We start from the raw sequence: 20,260 nt of genomic DNA, 5'->3' as shown, positions 1-20,260 counted from the left end.
TGCCTATCGCACCTTTATTACCTTTATTGTTATTTACTTTCCATTAATCTTTGACTCAATTCAAGTTCAGCTTTTGTTTTTTTACTGTTTTCAAAAGTTATCTTTCCTTGCGTCAACGTTTTTCTTCGTAGACCATTAAGTTCTAATAAGTGGCGTAATTCACGGGCTGCCCCAGCACCACCATCAACAATATAGACATCTGATCCGATAACAGTTTGGATCGCTTCTTTAGCAAATGGGAAATGAGTACATCCTAAAACAACAGCATCGACTTTTTGCTTGTAAGGAGCTAAGATCTCTTCTAAATAAACAAAGAGTTCAGGCGAAGAAAGTTCACCTTTCTCAACAAATTCAACTAACTTAGGTGCTGGAAGTTTAATGATCTCAGCTTGATCGGTAAAACGTTGCATCAACTTATTGAATTTCTCTTCTTTTAAGGTCAAAGGCGTCGCCATCACTAAGACCCGTGAATCAGAGCGGTGTAAGACTGCCGGTTTGACGGCAGGTTCTAACCCTACGATCGGAAGGTCTGGATACTTTTGGCGTAAATAGCTTGCCGCAGCACTCGTTGCTGTATTACATGCGATCACGATCGCTTTGACATCCCTTTTTATGAGATCTTGCACGATCTTTTCACTCAAACTGCAAACTTGTTCAACGCTTTTTGTTCCATACGGTGCATTTTTTGAATCCCCAAAGAAGATATAATCTTCATTTGGCATGATCTGATAAAGCTCACGTAAAACGCTGATCCCACCAAGACCAGAATCAAAAACACCGATCGGGCGCTCCGTCTTTTCACTTACCATCTTTTGTTCCTCATCTCTCAAACAGTTTCACAATTAATTATTCTATCACTTTTTATTGCTAAAGCAAGAGCCTAGAATTTTTGCATAAATGCTTTGATCCTTTTGCTTGCTTCACGGAGATCTTCTTCTGAAGCAGCATAGCTCAGTCGAACATACCCTTCGCCCCCTTGGCCAAAAGAAACACCTGGGATCAAAGCAACTTTGTTTTCTTTTGCTAATCGGCGCACAAAAGACCACGAATCAAGCCCACATTTATTAGGGATCTTAGCAAATAGATAAAATGCCCCCGCTGGGCGAGCAACTTCAAAGCCCAATTCTTCCAAGGCTTCTTTCATAAGATCACGGCGCTTTTGATACTCTTTTTTCATTTCAAGTGCATCATCTTTACCATTTGTTACAGCTTCTAAAGCAGCATACTGTACACTAGTTGTTGGAGCTGTGACCATATATTGATGGGCCTTGACTACTTGTTCACTGAAATCTTTTGGTCCTAAAATAAAACCTACGCGCCAACCAGTCATTGCGTGTGATTTTGAAAGCCCGCTGATGACGATCGTATTTTCAGGAGCAAAGCTAGCCAGCGAATGATGAGTCCCAGTATAAGTCAATTCAGCATAAACTTCATCACACAAAGCCCATAGATCAGCTTCTGTAACTACTTTTGCTAGAGCTTCTAATTGTTCTTTTGTATAAGTAACTCCTGTTGGATTACTTGGATAGACTAAAACTAAAGCCTTGGCTTTTTGTCCTTGCTCAGTAGCTAAGACTTGTTTGAGACGTTCAGGCGTCAAAATAAAACCATCAGCACTCGTATCGATCTGCAATACATTGGCCCCATTCAACTGGCTGATCGGAGCATAGATCGGAAAAACGGGTGTCGGCATCAAGACAGTGTCCCCAGGATTCAAGATCGTCTGCAGACTTGCAGCGATCGCTTCTGTGGCTCCAACTGTCGTTACGACTTGCGTTGGTGCATAAGCAAGCGCATATTTTTCATTGAAATATTTGGCAGTAGCTTCTCTAAGTTCCATGATCCCAGCATTGGGCGTATAATGCGACTTATCGGCTTGGATCGCTTGGATCCCAGCAGACTTTACGTGTTCAGGAGTATTAAAATCTGGCTCACCTAAAGTCAATTTGATGATCCCCTCGATCTGACTAACTTCACTATCAAATTGGCGAATATCTGAGACTGCGATCGCTTCGATCTGACGATTGAATCTTTCTTGCATCTTTTTTGACCCCTTTTCTTTAAATTGTATTTATTATACCGCAAAACATAAGCATAACTAAAATATTTTTTCAAATCCGTCGCAAAATTTTGCGATGTAAATAGCATAAAAAAGAGTCTGACCTTCTTGCCAAAGCAACAAGAAGCTCAAACTACACCAAAAATTATTTACTTTCAGCTAAATATTTCGCAAAATTAGGTTCAACTGCTCTAGCGATCAAAACAACTAAGCAGACTTTGATAAGTCCTGGCACAAGAAATGGTAACGTCCCAGTCAAAAATGCGGTAAGAAAAGATACATCTGTCAAGAACATCAGCCCTAAACTTCCACAAAGCAGTTGTAAAAAGGCCCCACATAAATTGGCTAGCATTGTCCAAAATAACCCATTTCTATTTTTGAGTAACGCGCATGTAACTAAAATATAGACGATAAAGCCTACTAAATATCCGCCTGTCGGTGAGAGAAAAACAGCAGGTCCCCCTTTAAAATTAGCAAAAACCGGCAATCCAAGTGCTCCTAGTAAAAGATAGGCTCCGATCGTTTCTAAAGCATATCTCACTGGTAGTAAAGTTGCGATCAGACCAACAGCTAACGTTTGCAATGTCAACGGTATCAGCGGTAAAGGGATCGTCAATTGTGAACAAATGATCAAAAAAGCAAGCAAGATCCCTGACGTACATATATAAAACATTTTTTCTTTTGTCATTTCACCAATTCCTTTAAAACAAAAATCTACTCTCTCATCATAAAACGCCTTCTTTTAATTGTCAACCAAAACCTCTATTTAGGTTGACATTAAATTTTAAAAAAATATACTTCGTTTTGCGAAGTATATTTTTTTAGTTCTGCTCATTTGCGACTACGATCTGTGTGTCAGCTACAAACATCGCTCTTTGTTCTTTTGTCGGTTCTTGATCTGTGATGAAAAGTGAGATCTTATCTAACGGGCAGATCCGATAATATGACTTATTGACAAATTTTTGATGTTCAGCAACTAGGATCACTTGGCGGGCACGTTTGACTGCCATTCCCACGATCTGAGCATCACCTTGATCTAATAAATAGGCTCCATTAGCATCGATCCCTGATGCAGCGATAAAAGCTGTATCAAAGACGATGTTTTGTAATTCTTCGATCGCCAGATTTGAATAAAAATAGCGATTCTCATGGTTTAAAGTCCCGCTTAAAACCTTGACTTTGACCTTATTATGTTCGGCTAAAGCCATGCAATTATCCAAAGAGTGCGTTACGATCGTCAATGGCATATTGATATTTTGACAAGTTTTTAAAAGGATCGTCGAAGAATCAACAAAGTAAACTTGGTGTGGTTTGAAATATTTTGCCGCCTCTAATGCGATCTGCGTTTTTTGTTTCGTAAAGCGCGCTAGACGACTTTGAAAATTTGGGACACTGCGTCCAAAATCAAGCGGTAAGATCCCGCCGTGGGTCCGTTTGACTTCGCCACGCTTAGTCAGCAAAACGATGTCGCGACGAGCTGTATCTTGCGAGATCCCAAATTCTTGCATAATATCTTTTGTAGATAATTCTTGGCGCTCTTCAAGTAACTGTTTGATCATTTGGATCCGTTTTTCTTGACTCATCTACTCAGCACCTTTTAATAAATTTATCGATTTTTACGTTCAATAAAAAATGAGCTTACATAGGTCAAGACCTACTTCAGCTCGTTTTTAGGTAGCTTAAGCGTTAAAAGCAGCTTCGAGTTGAGGAACGATCTGTTTCTTACGCGAAACAACTCCCGGTAGATCCATCTTACCATCGACTAATTTTTTATCAAAGGCTTTTTCGACCATTTCTTGTGGTTCACCGATAACTAAAAGACGTGTATTTGAATCTAAGATATTTGTGACCATCAATAAGAATAGATCGTAACCTTCCGCCTTACTTTGTGCTGTGATCGCTTGACGTAATGCTTCTTCACGTGCAAAAACTTCTGCAAGATCAACAGTATTTACTTGATCGACACGAACTGTCTTTCCACCCATATCAAATGACTTAGCATCAGCTGTGATAAGCTCTTCTTCTGTTTTACTTGCTAAATTTGTACCTGCTTTAAGCATTTCAAGTCCATAACTTTCAAGATCAACGCCGGCAAGTTTAGCTAAAGCTTGTGCCGCAACTTCATCTTTTGCTGTTGTTGTTGGTGATTTGAATAAAAGCGTATCTGAAATGATCGCTGAAAGCATCAAACCAGCCAACTTAGCAGGGATCTCGATCCCATGTGCCAAAAATTCACCATAAATGATCGTACTTGTACAACCAACCGGTTCAGCATGATAGTATAAAGGCGCTGCCGTTGCAAAGTTGGCGATCCGATGATGATCAACAACATTTGTCACCGTCACTTCTTTGATATCAGCAATACTTTGTTGTTCTTCATTATGATCAACTAACATTACAGCTTCCACTTCAGGACGTGCGTTGTCCACGACACGAGGGGCTGGTTCATCAAAATATGCTAAAACAAATTTTGTTTCTTCATTTGGTTCGCCTAAAGCAACTGCTTCAGTTTCTTTTCCTAACTGATTTTGAAGATATGAATAAGCTTTAGCCGCTACGATCGCGTCTGTATCAGGGTTCTTGTGCCCAAAAACTAATTCTTTTGTCAAAATTATCGCTCCCATCTAAAATTCTATTGACCTTACTCATCTTACCATAAGAAACATAGTAAAATAAAGCCTTGCCCTAGCAAAACAGCATTTCTTTAACAATGATGATCCAAGATATTACTCTTTGTTTCAAAAGCGCTGTATACTATTGATGAGGTAGCCTGACAAAGTATTTTAAGGGGGGATCAACATTATTTTTTCAGTTTCACACCTAGTTAACATCCCAGAAATAGATTGGACACTTCGCCTCCTCCTAGCTACTTTGAGCGGAGGAATGATCGGCTTTGAGCGTAAACGCAAGGTAAAAGACGCCGGCATTCGGACTCACTCATTGATCGCTTTAGGCGCAGCTTTAGTCATGATCGTTTCAAAATACGGTTTCTTTGACCTGCTTTCACTGACCAAAAGCAATTGGAGTCTTGATCCATCACGGATCGCAGCTCAAGTCGTCAGCGGGATCGGCTTTCTTGGAGCCGGAACGATCTTGAATCGGCATAATCGGATCATCGATGGACTCACAACAGCTGCTGGGATCTGGGTCACAGGTGGGATCGGACTTGCTTTTGGTTCAGGTCTATATAGTATCGGGCTTATTAGTACTTTTTTTGTTTTAGGCGCAGAGCTATTGGGGCGCTTATTTGATCAGATCGCTGAAAATCATCATCATCGAATCATTTTGTTTATCCGCATGACCGGTTCGATCGCTGATATTTGCAAACTTCAAAAAGAACTTGATCAAAAATTTTTTGTGCTACCTTCTGACCATGTTCTCTATAATTATGATGGTCAGGCGATCGCTTTTCGTATCTACGGCCACTTAAAACCACACAGGAAAATGAATGATCTCTTTACATACTTAATGAAAAACGACCAGATCATCGAATTAGAAGTTGACTAAAATAAGTAAGGCTCTCCTAAATAAAGACATCTTCAAATTTCGTATGTCGAAAACTTGAAGATGTCTTTATTTATAAAAAATATCAATTTTCCAAATTTGCAATGGAGCGTAACAAACAAAAAGCGCTAGGAACTTTTTTGATATACAAACTTACGGTAGTGTTTTTCGCTAGATCGAAGCTTTTAAGCGTGAAACATAATCCTTTTCAGATAAATAACTATCAAAAGTTGCTAAAAAATTATCGATCCGTGGGATCTGATCTTTTCCCTTTCGAAAGACAAAAGCCATCTCAAATTTGATCTCTGGTTCAAACAACGCCATACCTAAATCTTCTCGATTATGCGCAACGACAAATGAAGCTGGTAAGGCGGTATACGAACCAGTCTTTTTAGCAAATTCAAAGATCTGTTCTGGTTTAGCAAAATGAGCTACACTACTTGGACGATCGACCATTGAATTTTTATAAGCTTCACGAATAATATCATTCAAATAATATTTAGGCGGGTAAGTGACCCATTTGTTGCTCAAAGTATCTTTCAAACGAACTCTTTTGCGTTTCTGAAGCCTTTCATTATTGTGTAAAAATAGGAGATCTTCTGTGATGATCTTCTTTGTTTCATACGGTTTCCAATTTTTGATACTTTCATCGGGTAAATACATAACTGCTAGATCGATCGTATTATTTTCTAAACGTTCCCAGATCTCTTTACGTGTCAACATGTGTGTTGATAGTTTGATCCCGTTATTCTTTTCATAATAATCGATCGCAAAATCTGTAAAAACTTGATCCTCGATCGAGGCTAAGATCCCGATATTGATCGTCCCTTGAGTTGCACTTGTCGATTGTTGGATCTCATCAGCTGCTTTGTTCAAAGTCTCATAGATCTGATGAGTCGCATCAAGCATCGTATAGCCAGCGTCCGACAGATGTAGCTTTTTACCGATCGAATAAAAAAGTGGTGCGCCTACGGTCCTTTCTAATTTTTTTATTTGTTGCGTCAGAGCTGGTTGGGTGATCCCTAAGATCTGCGCTGCTTGAGTATAGCTCATGGTCTCTGCAAGCTGTAAAAAATAAGTCAATGTTTTAGAAGAAAATATATTTTCTTGTTGTGTCTTCATAAGAGTATCCTTTCTACTAGCATTACACCTTATTAATTCAGATGCCTAATATCTTATCTTTATATAAATAAGTATACTATATTATGATAGCAATGTTAAAATATTTCACCCTACATAATATTGAATTTTTCCTTTATATTGGTATTTATCGCGTCATATACTAAATTTCTCTAACAAAAATCTTTCCGGAAATAATTTTAATTAGAATTTATTTAAACGTTACAATAAAACGCATGCCTGTTCTTTATAATAAATAAATATTTTCTTATAATTTTCTTTAAAATAAAAATAGGGCAGAACGCTTCCACACGATCTGCCCTATTTTATTACGAAAACTTCACTTCCACATAAAGTTTTCTATTATAAATACGCAAGCACAAAACAGCATACAAAATAATATCCCGCTTATGCTTAGTTACATTATACTTTCAATCTTTCGTTTTTTCAACACAGACGGTTGAAAAAATAACTGCTTGTCAAATTAAGATCAACTGTATTTTTTACTAATTGATTTCCAACGTTTGTTTAAGAGTATCGCGGATCTTAGTTAGATTTTCTTGAGGAACAACTTCATAAGAGACCCCATCGATCATTTGACCCTCACCCTTTAATTGTAGTTGCTCGATATTTTTAGCCCCTGAATATTTGGTCATAATATCTTTTAGATCATCAAAAGTCAGATCCGTCTTCATATTAGTCGAGATCGCATTCAAGATATTCTGATAATTAGCTAAGCTATTGATCGAAGCTGCCTTCTCAACTAAAGCTTCCAACACTAACCTTTGACGCAATTGACGTCCGTAATCTCCTCGAGGATCTTCATAACGCATACGTGTATATGCCAAAATATTTTTAGAGTCGATCGTTACCTCACCTTTAGGAAAATGAGTCCCTAAATTAGTAAAATCAAGGTCGTTTTGAACTTTGACAGGACCGATCGCTTCAGATAATTGTTCAAGACCTTTCATGTTGATCTCGATATAGTGATCGATCGGGATTCCTAAATAGTTTTGTAATGTGTTCAAAGCACCGGCGACTCCATCATAAGAATAAGCTGCATTTATCTTGTTGTTACCTGGATGCCCTGCGATCGTCACTAACGTGTCACGCGGGATGCTAACTAACTTAGTTCCTTTTGTAGTCACTGCTGCAACCATGATCGTATCTGAGCGTCCCTGATAAGAGCGACCATATTCGCCCGTATCGCTTCCAAGTAAAAGGACTGAGAAGGGTTCTCCTTTGGTCACATTGACTTTTCCTTGTCGCTTATCGTTATATTTAACTGTCTTATATGTAGTAGATACCGACTTCTTGGCATCATAGTAAAGTTTAGCTGCGATCGCTACATCGATCACTAAAAATGCTACGACTATACCTAAGACCCATTTCCACCACGAATGTTTTTTCCTACTCTTTTTTTTGTTTTCATTTGCCATATCGTCTAACCACCTTATTAATGAATAAAACCCCATTTATTATACAAAGCTTTGCCCTTTGTTGCAAATTTTGTAAATAAAAATGAAAAAGACCACTTTAATTGGTCTTTTCCTAAATCACCATGCGGCTGGATCTAAACGCCATTTTTGCAAAATTTCTTCCTCAGCAGCTGAAATATGTCCTGTTTCAAGAGCGGCACTTAACAACTCAGTATAATTTGTCAATGTGATGAATGGTAAGCGAGCTTTATTAAAGTTTTCTTCTAAAGCTTTGAGTTGATAACTAAAGATCGCTGCGACCCCTAAAACGTCAGCATCTTCATTTTCAGCAGCTTTGACAGCTTTTAAGACGCTACCTCCAGTTGATAAAAGATCATCGATCACGACTGTTTTCGCTCCTTTTTTCAAAACACCTTCGATCTGGCGACCTTGGCCGTGATCTTTTGGTTTTGAGCGAACATAAACTAACGGCAAATTCAATTCTTCTGCGATAAAAGCAGCATGTGGGATCCCTGCAGTTGCAGTTCCAGCAATAACTTCAACCGTCGGAAAATTTTCTTTGATCAACTGTGCGAGTCCTTTAGCGATCGCTCTTCTGATCTTAGGATAACTGATCGTCAAACGATTATCACAATAGATCGGACTTTTAAGTCCACTAGCCCAAGTAAAAGGTTCTTTAGGTGATAATTTGACAGCATTGATCTCTAAGAGGTCTTTTGCGATTTCTTTCATAGTTAAAATTCCTTTCTATTCATTCCAAAGTGCTTTGATCTGTTGGTAAGCACGATAAGGATCTTTAGCTTGTGTGATCGAGCGACCGACTACGATCGCACTTGCCCCATTTTTAGCGGCTGCTTGAGGTGTCATAACGCGTTTTTGATCGTCGACACTATCCTCTTTTCCACGGATCCCCGGCGTGACCCGTAAAAAGTCTGCTGTAGTTACCTCTTTGATCATTTGGGCTTCGAAGCCAGAACAAACAACACCATCACAACCTGCCTTAGCCGCTAATTTAGCATAGTGTTTGACACTTTCTTCTAACGAGACACGGCAGAGCTGTTCATCTTTGACTACTCGTTCGTCACTTGAAGTCAATTGTGTGATCGCCAATAACTTAGGAGCTTTTTGACCACTTTTGGCGGCCCCTTCAAGTAAGCCATTTTTGGCGGCTTGCATCATCTGGCTTCCACCACTAGCATGGATCGTCGTCAGATCAACACCTAAAGAGCCTAAAACAAAGAGTGCTCTTTCAACAGTGTGCGGGATATCATGACACTTTAAGTCTAGAAAAACATCATGACCTCGCGCTTTGACAGCTCGGATCAGATCTTGTCCATTGCTGTAATACGATTCCATCCCGATCTTGACAAATAAAGCTTCATCTTTAGGAAATTTGTCTAAAAAGCTATCGATCACTTGACGGTCATTAAAATCAAGCGCAATGATCGGACGTTTAATTTTCATTTTTTCGTGCCTCCCGTACTTCTTTGATCAAGCTAGAGAGACTTTCGATCTCAAGTTCATCCATTAACGCTGGTAATTGCTCGATCAGATGTGGGCAGATCAAAGGATCGTAAAAATGGGCCGTTCCGACTTGAACTGCAGTCGCACCTGCTAAATACATCTCGATCACATCTTTTGCGGATTTGATCCCACCAACACCGATGATCGGGATCTCAACTGCGTGTGAAACTTGGTAGATCATTCTGATCGCGATCGGCTTGATCGAATGACCGGAAAATCCTCCAGTCAAATTTCCTAAAACAGAACGACGCGTTTTTAGATCTAAGCTCATCCCCATCAAGGTATTGATCAACGTCAAACCATCAGCTCCAGCAGCTTCAACTGCTTTAGCGATCGAAACGACGTCAGTTACATTAGGCGAGAGTTTAACGTAGACTGGAACATCTGAGACTTCTTTGACTTTTTCTGTCAGTAAGGCTGCTGTTTTAGGATCAGTTCCAAAAGCCATTCCACCTTCATGAACATTTGGACAAGAGATATTTAATTCTAAAGCAGCCACTAGCCCTGAATCTGAAAGCTTTTTAGCAACATATACGTATTCTTCGACAGTTGAGCCACCGACACTTCCAATGATCGGTAAATTAGAAGCTCGCTTTTTCAAAGCAGGAAGCTTTTCAGCTACAACTGCTTCAACTCCTGGATTTTGTAAACCAACAGCATTGATCACGCCATTATCTAAGATCGCGATCTTAGGATTGGGATTCCCGTCACGTGCTTCTCTAGTCGTTGTCTTGACAACAAGTGCTCCTAAACGTTCAAGATCAAATTTATTAGCCGAAGAAACATCGCCAAAGCCAAATGTTCCACTGGCAGGCATGATCGGGTTTTTAAGCTTTAGACCTGGTAAATTAACAGCTAATCTTGACATTGATTGATCCTCCTATATAAATCTGCGTTCAAGTAAAATTTAAAGTGCATCTGTCGAGTAAGAGCGGTTTTCTAATGCTTTTAACAATGCATCAACAGTATCAAATGATGTGAGCAAAGCAATATTATGCTCGATGGCTGTTTGTCGGATCACAAAACCATCAGAAAGTTTTTCTTGGTCATGATCTAACGTGTTGATCACGATATCGACTTCATTATTTTGTAAGGCATGCAAAATATTATTGGTAGCAGCCGTTTCAGCAACTTTCGCTACTTCAACTACATGAAGCCCTGCATTATTTAAAAATTGGGCGGTTCCTTTAGTAGCAAAGATCCGATAACCGATCCGGGCAAAGCGTTTAGCTAAAGCTAAGGCTTTCTCCTTATCTTTATCTTTGACGGTAAATAAAACGTTCCCATTTGCCGGAAGTTTCATATTAGCGCCGATAAAAGCTTTATAAAGGGCTTTTTCAAAAGTTTGATCAGTTCCCATGACTTCGCCAGTCGATTTCATCTCTGGTCCAAGTAAACTATCAACATCAGTCAACTTATTGAAAGAAAAGACTGGGGCTTTGATATGGACAAGTTGACTTTCTGGGTAGATCCCTGAAGTATAGCCTAACTCTTTTAAGCTTTTTCCTAAAATAACTTGTGTTGCTACCTGTGTCATCTTGATCCCCGTGATCTTACTTAAAAATGGCACTGTGCGACTTGCCCGTGGGTTCACTTCTAAAACATAAACTTCACCTTGATGGACGATAAATTGGATATTCATGATCCCGATACACTTCAACGCGACTGCAAGTTTCTTCGTTGCTTCTTCGATCTGCTTTTTCACAGAAAGATCAAAGTTTTGTGGTGGATAAACCGCCATCGAATCACCTGAATGGACCCCAGCTTGTTCGATATGCTCCATGATCCCTGGGATCAAAACATCTTTGCCATCACAGATCGCATCAACTTCACATTCATACCCTTCAAGATAAGCATCGACTAAGATCGGATGTTCTTTAGCGAAATGGGCGTTCTCAGCTAAGTATTCGTGTAACTCTTCATCATTATTCACAATCTCCATCGCCCGTCCACCTAAAACATAACTTGGTCGCACTAAGACAGGGTAGCCTAATTCATGTGCTGAAGCTACAACTTCAGCTTCAGTCGTAGCTGTCTTGCCACTTGGTTGTTTTAGACCAAGCTCTTTGATAACTTGATCAAAGAGTTCACGATCTTCGGCCCGATCAAGATCTTCAACGCTTGTCCCTAAAACATTGACGCCATTTTGAGCTAGACCTTCGGCTAAATTGATCGCAGTTTGTCCCCCAAATTGGACGATCACACCTTTAGGTCGTTCTAATTCGATCACATTTAAGACATCTTCAAGTTCTAGTGGTTCAAAGTATAACTTATCTGAAACTGAAAAATCTGTCGAAACCGTCTCAGGATTGGAATTCATCACGATCGCCTCGTAGCCTAGCGCTTGGATCGCTTTGACGCTATGAACTGTAGCATAATCAAACTCGACACCTTGACCGATCCGGATCGGGCCTGAACCGATCACTAAAACAGATTCTTTAGCTGAACGCTTGCTTTCATTTTCTTGATCATACGAACTATAAAAATATGGTGTGTGCGATTCAAATTCCGCTGCACAAGTATCGACCATCTTATAGACAGGTACGATCTTTTCTTTTTTTCTAAGTGCTCGAACTGTCTCTTCTTTTGTTTGCCACAATTTAGCGATCGTTTGATCACTAAAACCATAGTACTTAGCTTCTCGTAAGACTTCAATATCATTTGGCGTCTCTTTGAGCTTAGTTTCAAGTTCAACAAGATGTTTGACGACATCTAAATAATATAGATTGATCTTTGTAAATTCATGAACTTCATTCAAAGTGTAGCCCCGTCGGAAGGCTTCTGCTAAATAAAATAAGCGATCATCTTGAGCATGAACTAGTTTTTCTTCTAACTCTTCATCTACAACTTGACTTATCTTTGGTACTAAAAGATCTTTTTCATCGATCTCAAGCGAACGGATCGCTTTTTGTAAAGCTTCTTCTAAATTTCGACCGATCGCCATCACCTCACCAGTTGCTTTCATTTGCGTCCCTAACTTGCGATCAGCTTGGGCAAACTTATCAAAAGGCCACCGTGGGATCTTAGCAACAACATAGTCTAGCGCAGGTTCAAATTCAGCATATGTCGTTTGGGTAACAGGATTTTTGATCTCATCTAAGGTCAAACCGACTGCGATCTTAGCAGCCATTTTAGCGATCGGATAACCTGTTGCTTTAGAAGCTAGCGCTGAGGAACGTGAAACTCGCGGATTGACTTCGATCACATTATAGTGATAGCTCTTTGGATCGAGGGCCAATTGAACGTTACATCCCCCCTCGATCTTCAAAGCGCGGATCAATTTCAAAGAGCAATCCCGTAACATTTGATACTCACGATCACTTAAAGTTTGTGTCGGCGCGATAACGATCGAATCACCCGTATGGATCCCGACTGGATCAAAGTTTTCCATCGAACATACGACCATTGCATTATTGGCCGAATCACGCATCACTTCAAATTCGATCTCTTTATAGCCTGTGATCGATTTTTCGATCAAACATTGTGTTGCTGGTGAAAGTTCCAGACCATTAGCGGCGATCTCAGTTAGTTGTTCTGGTGTATCACATAGACCACCACCTGTTCCCCCCATCGTAAAGGCTGGACGTACGATCACAGGATAACCGATCTCGTTAGCAAATGACAAAGCTTCTTCGACCGTATTGACTGTTTTAGAAGCTGGGATCGGTTCATTTAAACTCAACATCAATTCTTTAAATTTTTCTCGGTCTTCAGCTTGATCGATCGCAGAAAGTTTTGTCCCAAGTAGTTCGACCCCTAGTTCATCTAGGATCCCGCTTTGATGTAAGGCGATCGCCAAGTTCAAGCCGATCTGCCCACCAAGTGTTGGCAAAAGTGCATCTGGATATTCTTGGCGCATGATCCGCGAAACAGCTTCGACCGTCAAAGGCTCGATATAAACACGGTCAGCAATATCAGTATCGGTCATGATCGTCGCCGGGTTAGAATTGACTAAGACGACTTCATAACCTTCTTCCCTTAAAGCCATGCAGGCTTGTGTCCCAGAATAATCAAATTCAGCTGCTTGTCCGATAATGATCGGTCCTGAACCAAGGACCATGATCTTTTTGATATCTGTTCTTTTAGGCATTTTCCTCTTCCTTTCGTTGATCGATCATATGCATGAAATCGTCAAAAATATCGACGGCGTCATGTGGGCCTGGAGCAGCATCTGGGTGAAATTGGACGCTAAAGGCTTTGTACCGTTTATGGCGCAGACCTTCGACCGTTCCATCATTGATCTCTTTATGAGTGATGATCAGTTCAGCTTTATCGACAGTTGCTGGGTCAACAGCATAACCATGATTTTGAGAGGTAAAATTGATCCGCCCCGTTGCGATCTCTTTTACTGGATGGTTGAAACCACGATGTCCAAATTTCATCTTATACGTATCCGCTCCATTTGCTAAAGCAAAGATCTGATGGCCTAGGCAGATCCCAAAAAGTGGCAGTTGCTTTTGGATCTCTTTGACCATTTCAACTGCATGTAAAACGTCTTTTGGATCACCAGGTCCGTTAGAAAGCATCACTCCATCTGGTTTTAAGCGCAAAATATCTTCGGCCGTTGCACTAGCGGGTAAGACGATCGTATTACAATCGCGTTTGGAAAGTTCGCGTAAAATACTGTGTTTTAAGCCATAATCAACTAAAACGACATTGCGTTTCTCGCCTGGATTAGGATAAGGTTTTGTCGTCGAGACTTGTTCAACGACCCGATCATTTAAAACAGTCGCATGTAATTGATCTAGCGTATGTTCCATATCATGGATCGAATCAACTAAACACCCCTTCATCGTCCCATGCTCTCGTAATTTTTTCGTCAAAGCTCGAGTATCGATATGACAGATCCCTGGAATATTCATTTGTTTTAAAAAATTATCGAACGTATCTTGCTTACGCCAACTGTCTGCTACACGAGCGACTTCACGACAGACGACGCCATAACAATTAGGGGTGATCGATTCGTAATCATCTAGATTGACACCATAGTTACCGATCAAAGGATTGGTAAAGACTAAGATCTGATCTGCAAATGATTGATCTGTCACTGCTTCTTGATATCCAGTCATTCCTGTTGTAAACACGACTTCACCAGTTGTTTGACGCTCTGCTCCAAAAGCATCGCCCTTAAAGATAGTCCCATCTTCTAAAACTAAATAACGCTTCATTTTTCGCCCTCCTTTTGGTAAACTGGTCTCCCATCCACTAAAGTCAAGTACGTTTGGCCAAAAACTTTTTGACCTGTAAATGGTGTATTTATTCCTCGTGATAAATAATCTGCTTCTTTTAATTCATATTCAGTTTCAAGCTCAAAGATCGCAAGGTCTGCTTGAGCACCAGCGTAGATCTGTCCCGCATCAAACCCAAATTTTTCAGCTGGAGCTTTGGACATCAGATCGATCAATTTTCCTAAAGATAACAATTTTTGTTCTTTAACTAAATGCGTGTATAGAAGAGCAAAAGCTGTTTCACTGCCTGTGATCCCAAAAGCAGACGTTCGCATATCACCTGTCTTTTCATCAATACTATGTGGTGCATGATCAGTTGCGATCATGTCGATCGTCCCGTCTAAAAGACCTGCGATCAAAGCAGCATGATCTCCTTTAGTGCGTAACGGTGGATTCATTTTGTAAAAACCATCATTCGCTGGAATATCTTCTTCATCTAGTAACAAATGATGTGGTGAAACTTCACACGTCACATTGATCCCATGAGCTTTAGCTAAGCGGATCAATTCAACACTTTCTTTAGTTGAAACATGGCACACGTGGTAATGGACACCAGTTTCTTTAGCAAGTAATAGATCACGAGCGATCTGAGATGATTCGCTGACACCTAAGATCCCAGGTAATCCTAATTCTTTTGCTTTTTGCCCAGCATGCATCACACCACCAAAAAGAAGTGAGTTATCTTCAACGTGAGCGACTAAAGGCATTCCTAATTTTTTAGCAGCTAACATCGCTTGATACATCGTTCCAGCCGTTTGGACTCCACAACCATCATTACTAAACGCAAAAGCTCCTGCAGCTTTCATCCCCGCGTAATCAAGCAATTCATCACTCTTTAGTCCTTTAGTGATCGCACCATATTGTTTGATCTTAATGACACCGTCTGTTTCGTTTAGTTCCACTTGTTTTTTGACTCTTTCGGGTGTATCTGGGACTGGGTCTAGATTTGGCATCGCACACACAGTCGTATAGCCTCCATGGGCTGCCGCTTTACTTCCTGTTTTGATCGTTTCTTTATGCGTAAAACCCGGTTCACGGTAGTGCACATGAACATCAACAAGCCCAGGTGCAACTAGACGCCCGTTTAATTCGATGACGTTTGTCTCAGAAGTCACCAGTTCACTTAGATCAGTCCCTAAAGCTTTGATCACTCCATCTGCGATCAATAGATCGTTTGGTAGCATCTTTCCAGCTTGATAAACAACGCCATTTTTTAGTAAAGTTTTCATTTATTTTCCCCTCCGAGGCCACGGCCTTTGAGCACTTGTTCTAACATCGCCATTCGCATAAAGACACCATTTTGCATCTGAGCTTTGAAACGCGATTTTTTACTTTCGACTAACTCGCTTGCAAATTCGACGTCGCGATTGATCGGTCCTGGATGCATGATGATCGCATCTGCTTTTAATTTTTGATAACGCTCTTTTGTTAAACCAAATTCTTGATGATATTTTTGGGGTGAAAAGACCAGTTCATTTTGATCACCTTGATGCCTTTCATGCTGAACGCGTAAAAGCATTAAGACATCGATTTCTGCGACCAGTTCATCTAAAGGCCGATATTCTCCATATCGTTCAAACGCCTCACTATACCAATACTCGGGACCAGAAAAGAAGAGCTTTGCCCCTAGTCTATGCAGTAATTCCATATTGCTCTTAGCGACCCTTGAATTAGTGATATCGCCAACGATCGCGATCTTTAGACCTGCAAATTCCCCAAATTCTTCATAGATCGTTAAAAGATCTAATAAACATTGCGAAGGGTGCTGGCCACTACCATCACCACCATTTAAGATCCCGATATCTAGTGTTTTATCGGCTGAAGGAGTGATGAGTTCTTGGTAATACTCATTTTCAGAATGACGGATCACAGCAAGATCGACCCCAAGCGCATCCATCGTCAGTAGCGTATCATATAAGGTCTCACCTTTATTGACTGAACTTTGCTTTGGATCAAAACTCAACACATTTAGACCTAATTTACGCTCAGCCATCTCAAAACTCGTATGCGTCCGCGTCGAATCTTCAAAAAACATATTGACACAATAAACAGCGCGGGTTAAGTTGATCTGCCCTCCATTTTTAAAATATTGGGCGCGTTTGATAAGTTCCAAAACTTTTGTTTCATCTAAATTATCGACCGATACAAAGTGTTTCATAGCTCATTTCCTTTCTTTAACGTTCGCTAAAAGCATATTTTGGTAATACTAAATTTAATCCGATCCCAAAAAGCGTTGCTAAAGCGATACTTGTCAATTGGAAATTTCCGAGTTGCAAGTAAGTTCCACCAACTCCAACAACTAAGATGACTGATGTGATCACTAAATTACGTTTTAAACCATAGTTGACTTTATTATCGACTAAGATCTGAAGACCGTTTGACGCGATCATGCCAAAGAGTAGAAATGAGATCCCACCGATAACTGGACTTGGGATCGATTGGATCAAAGCTGAGATCTTGCCACAAAAACTGAAGAGAAAAGCAAAGAAAGCAGCCCCTGAAATGACCCAAACTGAATGAACTTTAGACATCGCTAAGACTCCGATGTTTTCACCGTAGGAAGTTGTTGGCGGTCCACCTGCAAAACCAGCGATAATACTTGAGAGTCCATCACCTAAAAGGGTGCGATTCAAACCTGGATCTTTAAAGAAATTACGCTTAGTCAACTTATTTAAGACCATGATATGACCCATATGCTCAGTCATCGTAACAAAGGCGATCGGCGCCATTCCTAAGATCGCAGCTGGATACCATTTAAAATCATAATTGATAAACATCACATCAAAAGCTGGTAAGCTAAACCACTTAGCTTTGGCAACGCCAGAAAAATCAACGATCCCAAGCAAAACAGCAATGATATAGCCGGAGATGATCCCTAATAAAACTGGGATCATACTTGGAAAACCTTTCAAATAGATGTTAAAAATGATCGTCAACAATAAGGTAAGCAGTGCCACACTGAAGTATTTTAGATCATAAGTCGAATTATTCAGCATCGCATCATTAGCTGCAGTGGTTGCTAGTGATAAGCCGATCACGATAACGATCGGTCCAACGACAACCGGCGGTAAAAGTTGATCAACCCAAGCGGACCCAAATTTGCCAACGATCAGTGAGACGATCACATAAACAAGACCAGCCGCGATCGCACCTTGGCCAACAGCGGGATAACCATAGTTTTTCATCAACACTTGCATCGTCATGATAAAAGCAAAACTTGATCCTAAATAAGCTGGGATCTTAGCTTTAGTACAAAATAGATAGACTAAAGTCCCGATCCCAGAACAAAATAAGGCGATACTTGGATCTAAACCGATCAATAATGGCACTAAAACTGTTGCGCCAAACATCGTAAAGAGATGTTGGATCGATAAAACGAGCCAATGTGGGAAGCTCGGTTTATCGTTGATATCTAATAATGCATCTTCATTTCTAAAAACTTCATTTTTTGTCTTCATCTTTTTCTTCCTTTATCAAATTTTCTTAGTCTTTCTAAGAAAAAAGCCCGAAATCCTAGATTTCGGGCTCTAAAAAGGTAGACTTAAAGTATCATTTTTAAGTCTTTTAACCTCTTTTGCCCTCTCTGGAGTCAATTAAAATGGTCATTTTATTTGATTGTCTTTAACTCGATCCCATCTTTGCCATCGATCTCTTCCACATAGACGGAAACTTCTTCATTAAGAGCTGTTGGGATATTTTTACCAACAAAATCAGCTCGGATCGGTAATTCACGATGCCCGCGATCAACTAAGATCGCAAGGTTGATCGTCTTTGGACGTCCTTGATCCATCAACGCATCCAATGCAGCTCGGATCGTGCGTCCTGTAAATAAGACATCATCAACTAAGATCACATGCTTGTTAGTGATGTCAAAACTGATCTGGGTATCTTTAACGACTGGTTCATGTCCTGTTTCAAGATCATGATGGACGTCATCACGGTAAAGCGAAATATCTAATTCTCCGACTGGGATATCAACGTCTTCTAATTGTTTCAAACGGTTAGCGATCCGACGTGCCAAATAGATCCCACGCGTTTTGATCCCCACTAAGACGATCCCGTCAACACCTTTATTTTTTTCGATGATCTCATATGTCATCCGTGTCAATGCTCGTTTCATCGTGATCGCGTCAATCACTTCTTTTGCCACTGCAAAAACCTCCTTAAATATGAAAAAACGCTAGCCTTAAAGGTATACTTCAAGACTAGCGTTAAATAGACACACTCCATGTGTCAACGACCGTTCCTTGCTAGCCTCGCTGGACTACTCTTAAAGGACTTCCTTATTTATTTATAATCTACTGTATTTGTTCGTTTTTGTCAAGGTCTTCTAGTTGCTTTGTAAAAATTTCTGGTAATTTAGCTTCAAAAGTTAAAAATTCTCCCGTTCTCGGGTGAGTGAAGCCCAATTTAGCAGCATGTAAAAACTGGCCGTGTCCCTTAAGCGTCTTTTTAGGTCCATAGAGCGGATCTCCGGCAAGCGGATGACCGATATATTTTAAATGGACTCTGATCTGGTGTGTCCGCCCTGTTTCAAGCCGACAACTGATCAAAGTATAATGTTGATATCGCTTGAGAACTTTAAAATGGGTAACGGCTGGCCGCCCATTGGCAATGACTGCTTGTTTTTTACGGTCTTTCGGACTACGACCTAAAGGAGCATTGATCGTTCCTTCATCTTCTTTGATCTGACCATGCACAAGTGCTAAATACTCACGGAGATTTGTTTTTTCTTTTAATTGCTTAGCTAAACTTTGATGGGCTTGATCGTTTTTAGCGACCATCAATAAACCAGACGTGTCTTTATCGATCCGATGAACGATCCCAGGTCGCAACGTTCCATTGATCGTTGAGAGGGGGCAATGATACAACAAAGCATTGACTAACGTATGTGCTTCGTGTCCTGGGGCGGGATGGACGACCATCCCTTGAGGTTTATTGACGACGATCACATCTTCATCTTCATAAACGATATCAAGTTGGATCTTTTCTGGCTCTAAAGCTAGTGTTTTCAATTCTGGTTCTTCTAAAGTAACTTTATCACCTTGTTTGACTTTATACTTTCCTTTTTTCTGTGCACCATTTACTAAAATATTGCCTGCTTCCAATAATTGTTGGATCTGAGAACGCGAATACTCTGGAAAGACTTTAGTCAAGACTTTATCTAAACGACCACTTTGCGTTTCGATCACAGCTGTCTTCAAAAATTATCATCCTCTATCTTTTTATTCAAATAAGTATTATACCATTCAAAAGCACTTAAAAGAACCTATATACAGAAACGATCTTGACTTTGGTGTGTGAACATGACTGGATATTTGACTGACTTATCGGGGATCTTCAAGTAAGATCTCTTTCTAATATAACAGAATCTGACCTACTAAAAT

Annotated in this window: 18 protein-coding genes; 1 reads left to right on the top strand and 17 read right to left on the bottom strand. The window is 40.2% G+C overall.

Going from position 1 to position 20,260, the window contains the following annotated elements; all coding sequences use genetic code 11:
• Nucleotides 1-29: 29 nt before the first annotated feature.
• From murI to QFX10_RS08785, 5 genes are all read right to left on the bottom strand, one after another.
• A complete protein-coding gene (gene murI, locus QFX10_RS08805; protein ID WP_280605861.1) occupies nt 30-809 on the bottom strand; it encodes a glutamate racemase in 780 nt (259 codons plus the stop codon).
• Between the two features lie 71 nt (nt 810-880).
• Nucleotides 881-2,041, bottom strand: coding sequence for a pyridoxal phosphate-dependent aminotransferase (locus QFX10_RS08800; RefSeq protein WP_280605860.1), 1,161 nt, complete (start codon nt 2,039-2,041; stop codon nt 881-883).
• Between the two features lie 163 nt (nt 2,042-2,204).
• A complete protein-coding gene (locus tag QFX10_RS08795; protein WP_280605859.1) occupies nt 2,205-2,747 on the bottom strand; it encodes a biotin transporter BioY in 543 nt (180 codons plus the stop codon).
• Nucleotides 2,748-2,880: 133 nt separating this feature from the next.
• A complete protein-coding gene (locus QFX10_RS08790) occupies nt 2,881-3,642 on the bottom strand; it encodes a DeoR/GlpR family DNA-binding transcription regulator (protein ID WP_280605858.1) in 762 nt (253 codons plus the stop codon).
• 96 nt (nt 3,643-3,738) lie between these two features.
• Nucleotides 3,739-4,668, bottom strand: coding sequence for a manganese-dependent inorganic pyrophosphatase (locus QFX10_RS08785; RefSeq protein ID WP_280605857.1), 930 nt, complete (start codon nt 4,666-4,668; stop codon nt 3,739-3,741).
• A gap of 274 nt (nt 4,669-4,942) precedes the next feature.
• Here QFX10_RS08785 and QFX10_RS08780 point away from each other — a divergent pair, with 274 nt between their 5' ends.
• Nucleotides 4,943-5,566, top strand: a complete 624-nt coding sequence (locus QFX10_RS08780) for an MgtC/SapB family protein (RefSeq protein ID WP_437178590.1) — start codon at nt 4,943-4,945, stop codon at nt 5,564-5,566.
• A gap of 168 nt (nt 5,567-5,734) precedes the next feature.
• On the opposite strand, the gene QFX10_RS08775 is transcribed toward QFX10_RS08780, so the two are convergent.
• The 12 genes from QFX10_RS08775 to QFX10_RS08720 all read right to left on the bottom strand — a co-directional run bounded on the left by QFX10_RS08775 (nt 5,735) and on the right by QFX10_RS08720 (nt 20,077).
• Nucleotides 5,735-6,685, bottom strand: coding sequence for a LysR family transcriptional regulator (locus QFX10_RS08775; protein ID WP_280605856.1), 951 nt, complete (start codon nt 6,683-6,685; stop codon nt 5,735-5,737).
• A gap of 503 nt (nt 6,686-7,188) precedes the next feature.
• Entirely contained in the window at nt 7,189-8,121 is a 933-nt protein-coding gene (locus QFX10_RS08770; protein WP_280605855.1) for an LCP family glycopolymer transferase, read from the bottom strand.
• 117 nt (nt 8,122-8,238) lie between these two features.
• Nucleotides 8,239-8,853 carry an orotate phosphoribosyltransferase gene (gene pyrE, locus QFX10_RS08765; protein ID WP_280605854.1) on the bottom strand — a complete coding sequence of 205 codons (615 nt, stop codon included), beginning with the start codon at nt 8,851-8,853 and terminating at the stop codon, nt 8,239-8,241.
• A 15-nt stretch (nt 8,854-8,868) separates the two neighbouring features.
• Nucleotides 8,869-9,585, bottom strand: coding sequence for an orotidine-5'-phosphate decarboxylase (gene pyrF, locus QFX10_RS08760; RefSeq protein ID WP_280605853.1), 717 nt, complete (start codon nt 9,583-9,585; stop codon nt 8,869-8,871).
• Nucleotides 9,575-10,513: a dihydroorotate dehydrogenase gene (locus tag QFX10_RS08755; protein ID WP_280605852.1), complete on the bottom strand. Its 939-nt coding sequence runs from the start codon at nt 10,511-10,513 to the stop codon at nt 9,575-9,577. Before QFX10_RS08755 ends, pyrF begins: the two co-directional genes overlap by 11 nt.
• Before the next feature lie 39 nt (nt 10,514-10,552).
• Nucleotides 10,553-13,735 (bottom strand): carbamoyl-phosphate synthase large subunit, encoded by a 3,183-nt coding sequence (gene carB, locus QFX10_RS08750; protein WP_280605851.1) that lies wholly within the window; start codon nt 13,733-13,735, stop codon nt 10,553-10,555.
• Nucleotides 13,728-14,813, bottom strand: coding sequence for a carbamoyl phosphate synthase small subunit (locus QFX10_RS08745; protein ID WP_280605850.1), 1,086 nt, complete (start codon nt 14,811-14,813; stop codon nt 13,728-13,730). Before QFX10_RS08745 ends, carB begins: the two co-directional genes overlap by 8 nt.
• Nucleotides 14,810-16,102 (bottom strand): dihydroorotase, encoded by a 1,293-nt coding sequence (gene pyrC, locus QFX10_RS08740; RefSeq protein ID WP_280605849.1) that lies wholly within the window; start codon nt 16,100-16,102, stop codon nt 14,810-14,812. The genes QFX10_RS08745 and pyrC overlap by 4 nt, the downstream gene beginning before the upstream one ends.
• Nucleotides 16,099-17,031 (bottom strand): aspartate carbamoyltransferase catalytic subunit, encoded by a 933-nt coding sequence (locus QFX10_RS08735; RefSeq protein WP_280605848.1) that lies wholly within the window; start codon nt 17,029-17,031, stop codon nt 16,099-16,101. Before QFX10_RS08735 ends, pyrC begins: the two co-directional genes overlap by 4 nt.
• 16 nt (nt 17,032-17,047) lie before the next feature.
• On the bottom strand, nt 17,048-18,331 hold the full coding sequence (locus QFX10_RS08730; protein WP_280605847.1) for a solute carrier family 23 protein: 1,284 nt from the start codon (nt 18,329-18,331) through the stop codon (nt 17,048-17,050).
• 149 nt (nt 18,332-18,480) lie between these two features.
• The gene (gene pyrR / locus QFX10_RS08725; protein WP_280605846.1) at nt 18,481-19,023 is read right to left on the bottom strand and encodes a bifunctional pyr operon transcriptional regulator/uracil phosphoribosyltransferase PyrR; all 543 of its coding nucleotides are present in this window, start codon (nt 19,021-19,023) and stop codon (nt 18,481-18,483) included.
• Between the two features lie 148 nt (nt 19,024-19,171).
• A complete protein-coding gene (locus QFX10_RS08720; RefSeq protein WP_280605845.1) occupies nt 19,172-20,077 on the bottom strand; it encodes an RluA family pseudouridine synthase in 906 nt (301 codons plus the stop codon).
• Nucleotides 20,078-20,260 lie beyond the last annotated feature (183 nt).

The organism is Ligilactobacillus faecis (assembly GCF_029889745.1).
GTDB classification, from domain to species: Bacteria; Bacillota; Bacilli; order Lactobacillales; family Lactobacillaceae; genus Ligilactobacillus; species Ligilactobacillus faecis.
Note: the sequence above shows the minus strand (reverse complement) of the source record. Positions and strands in the feature narration are given on the sequence as shown.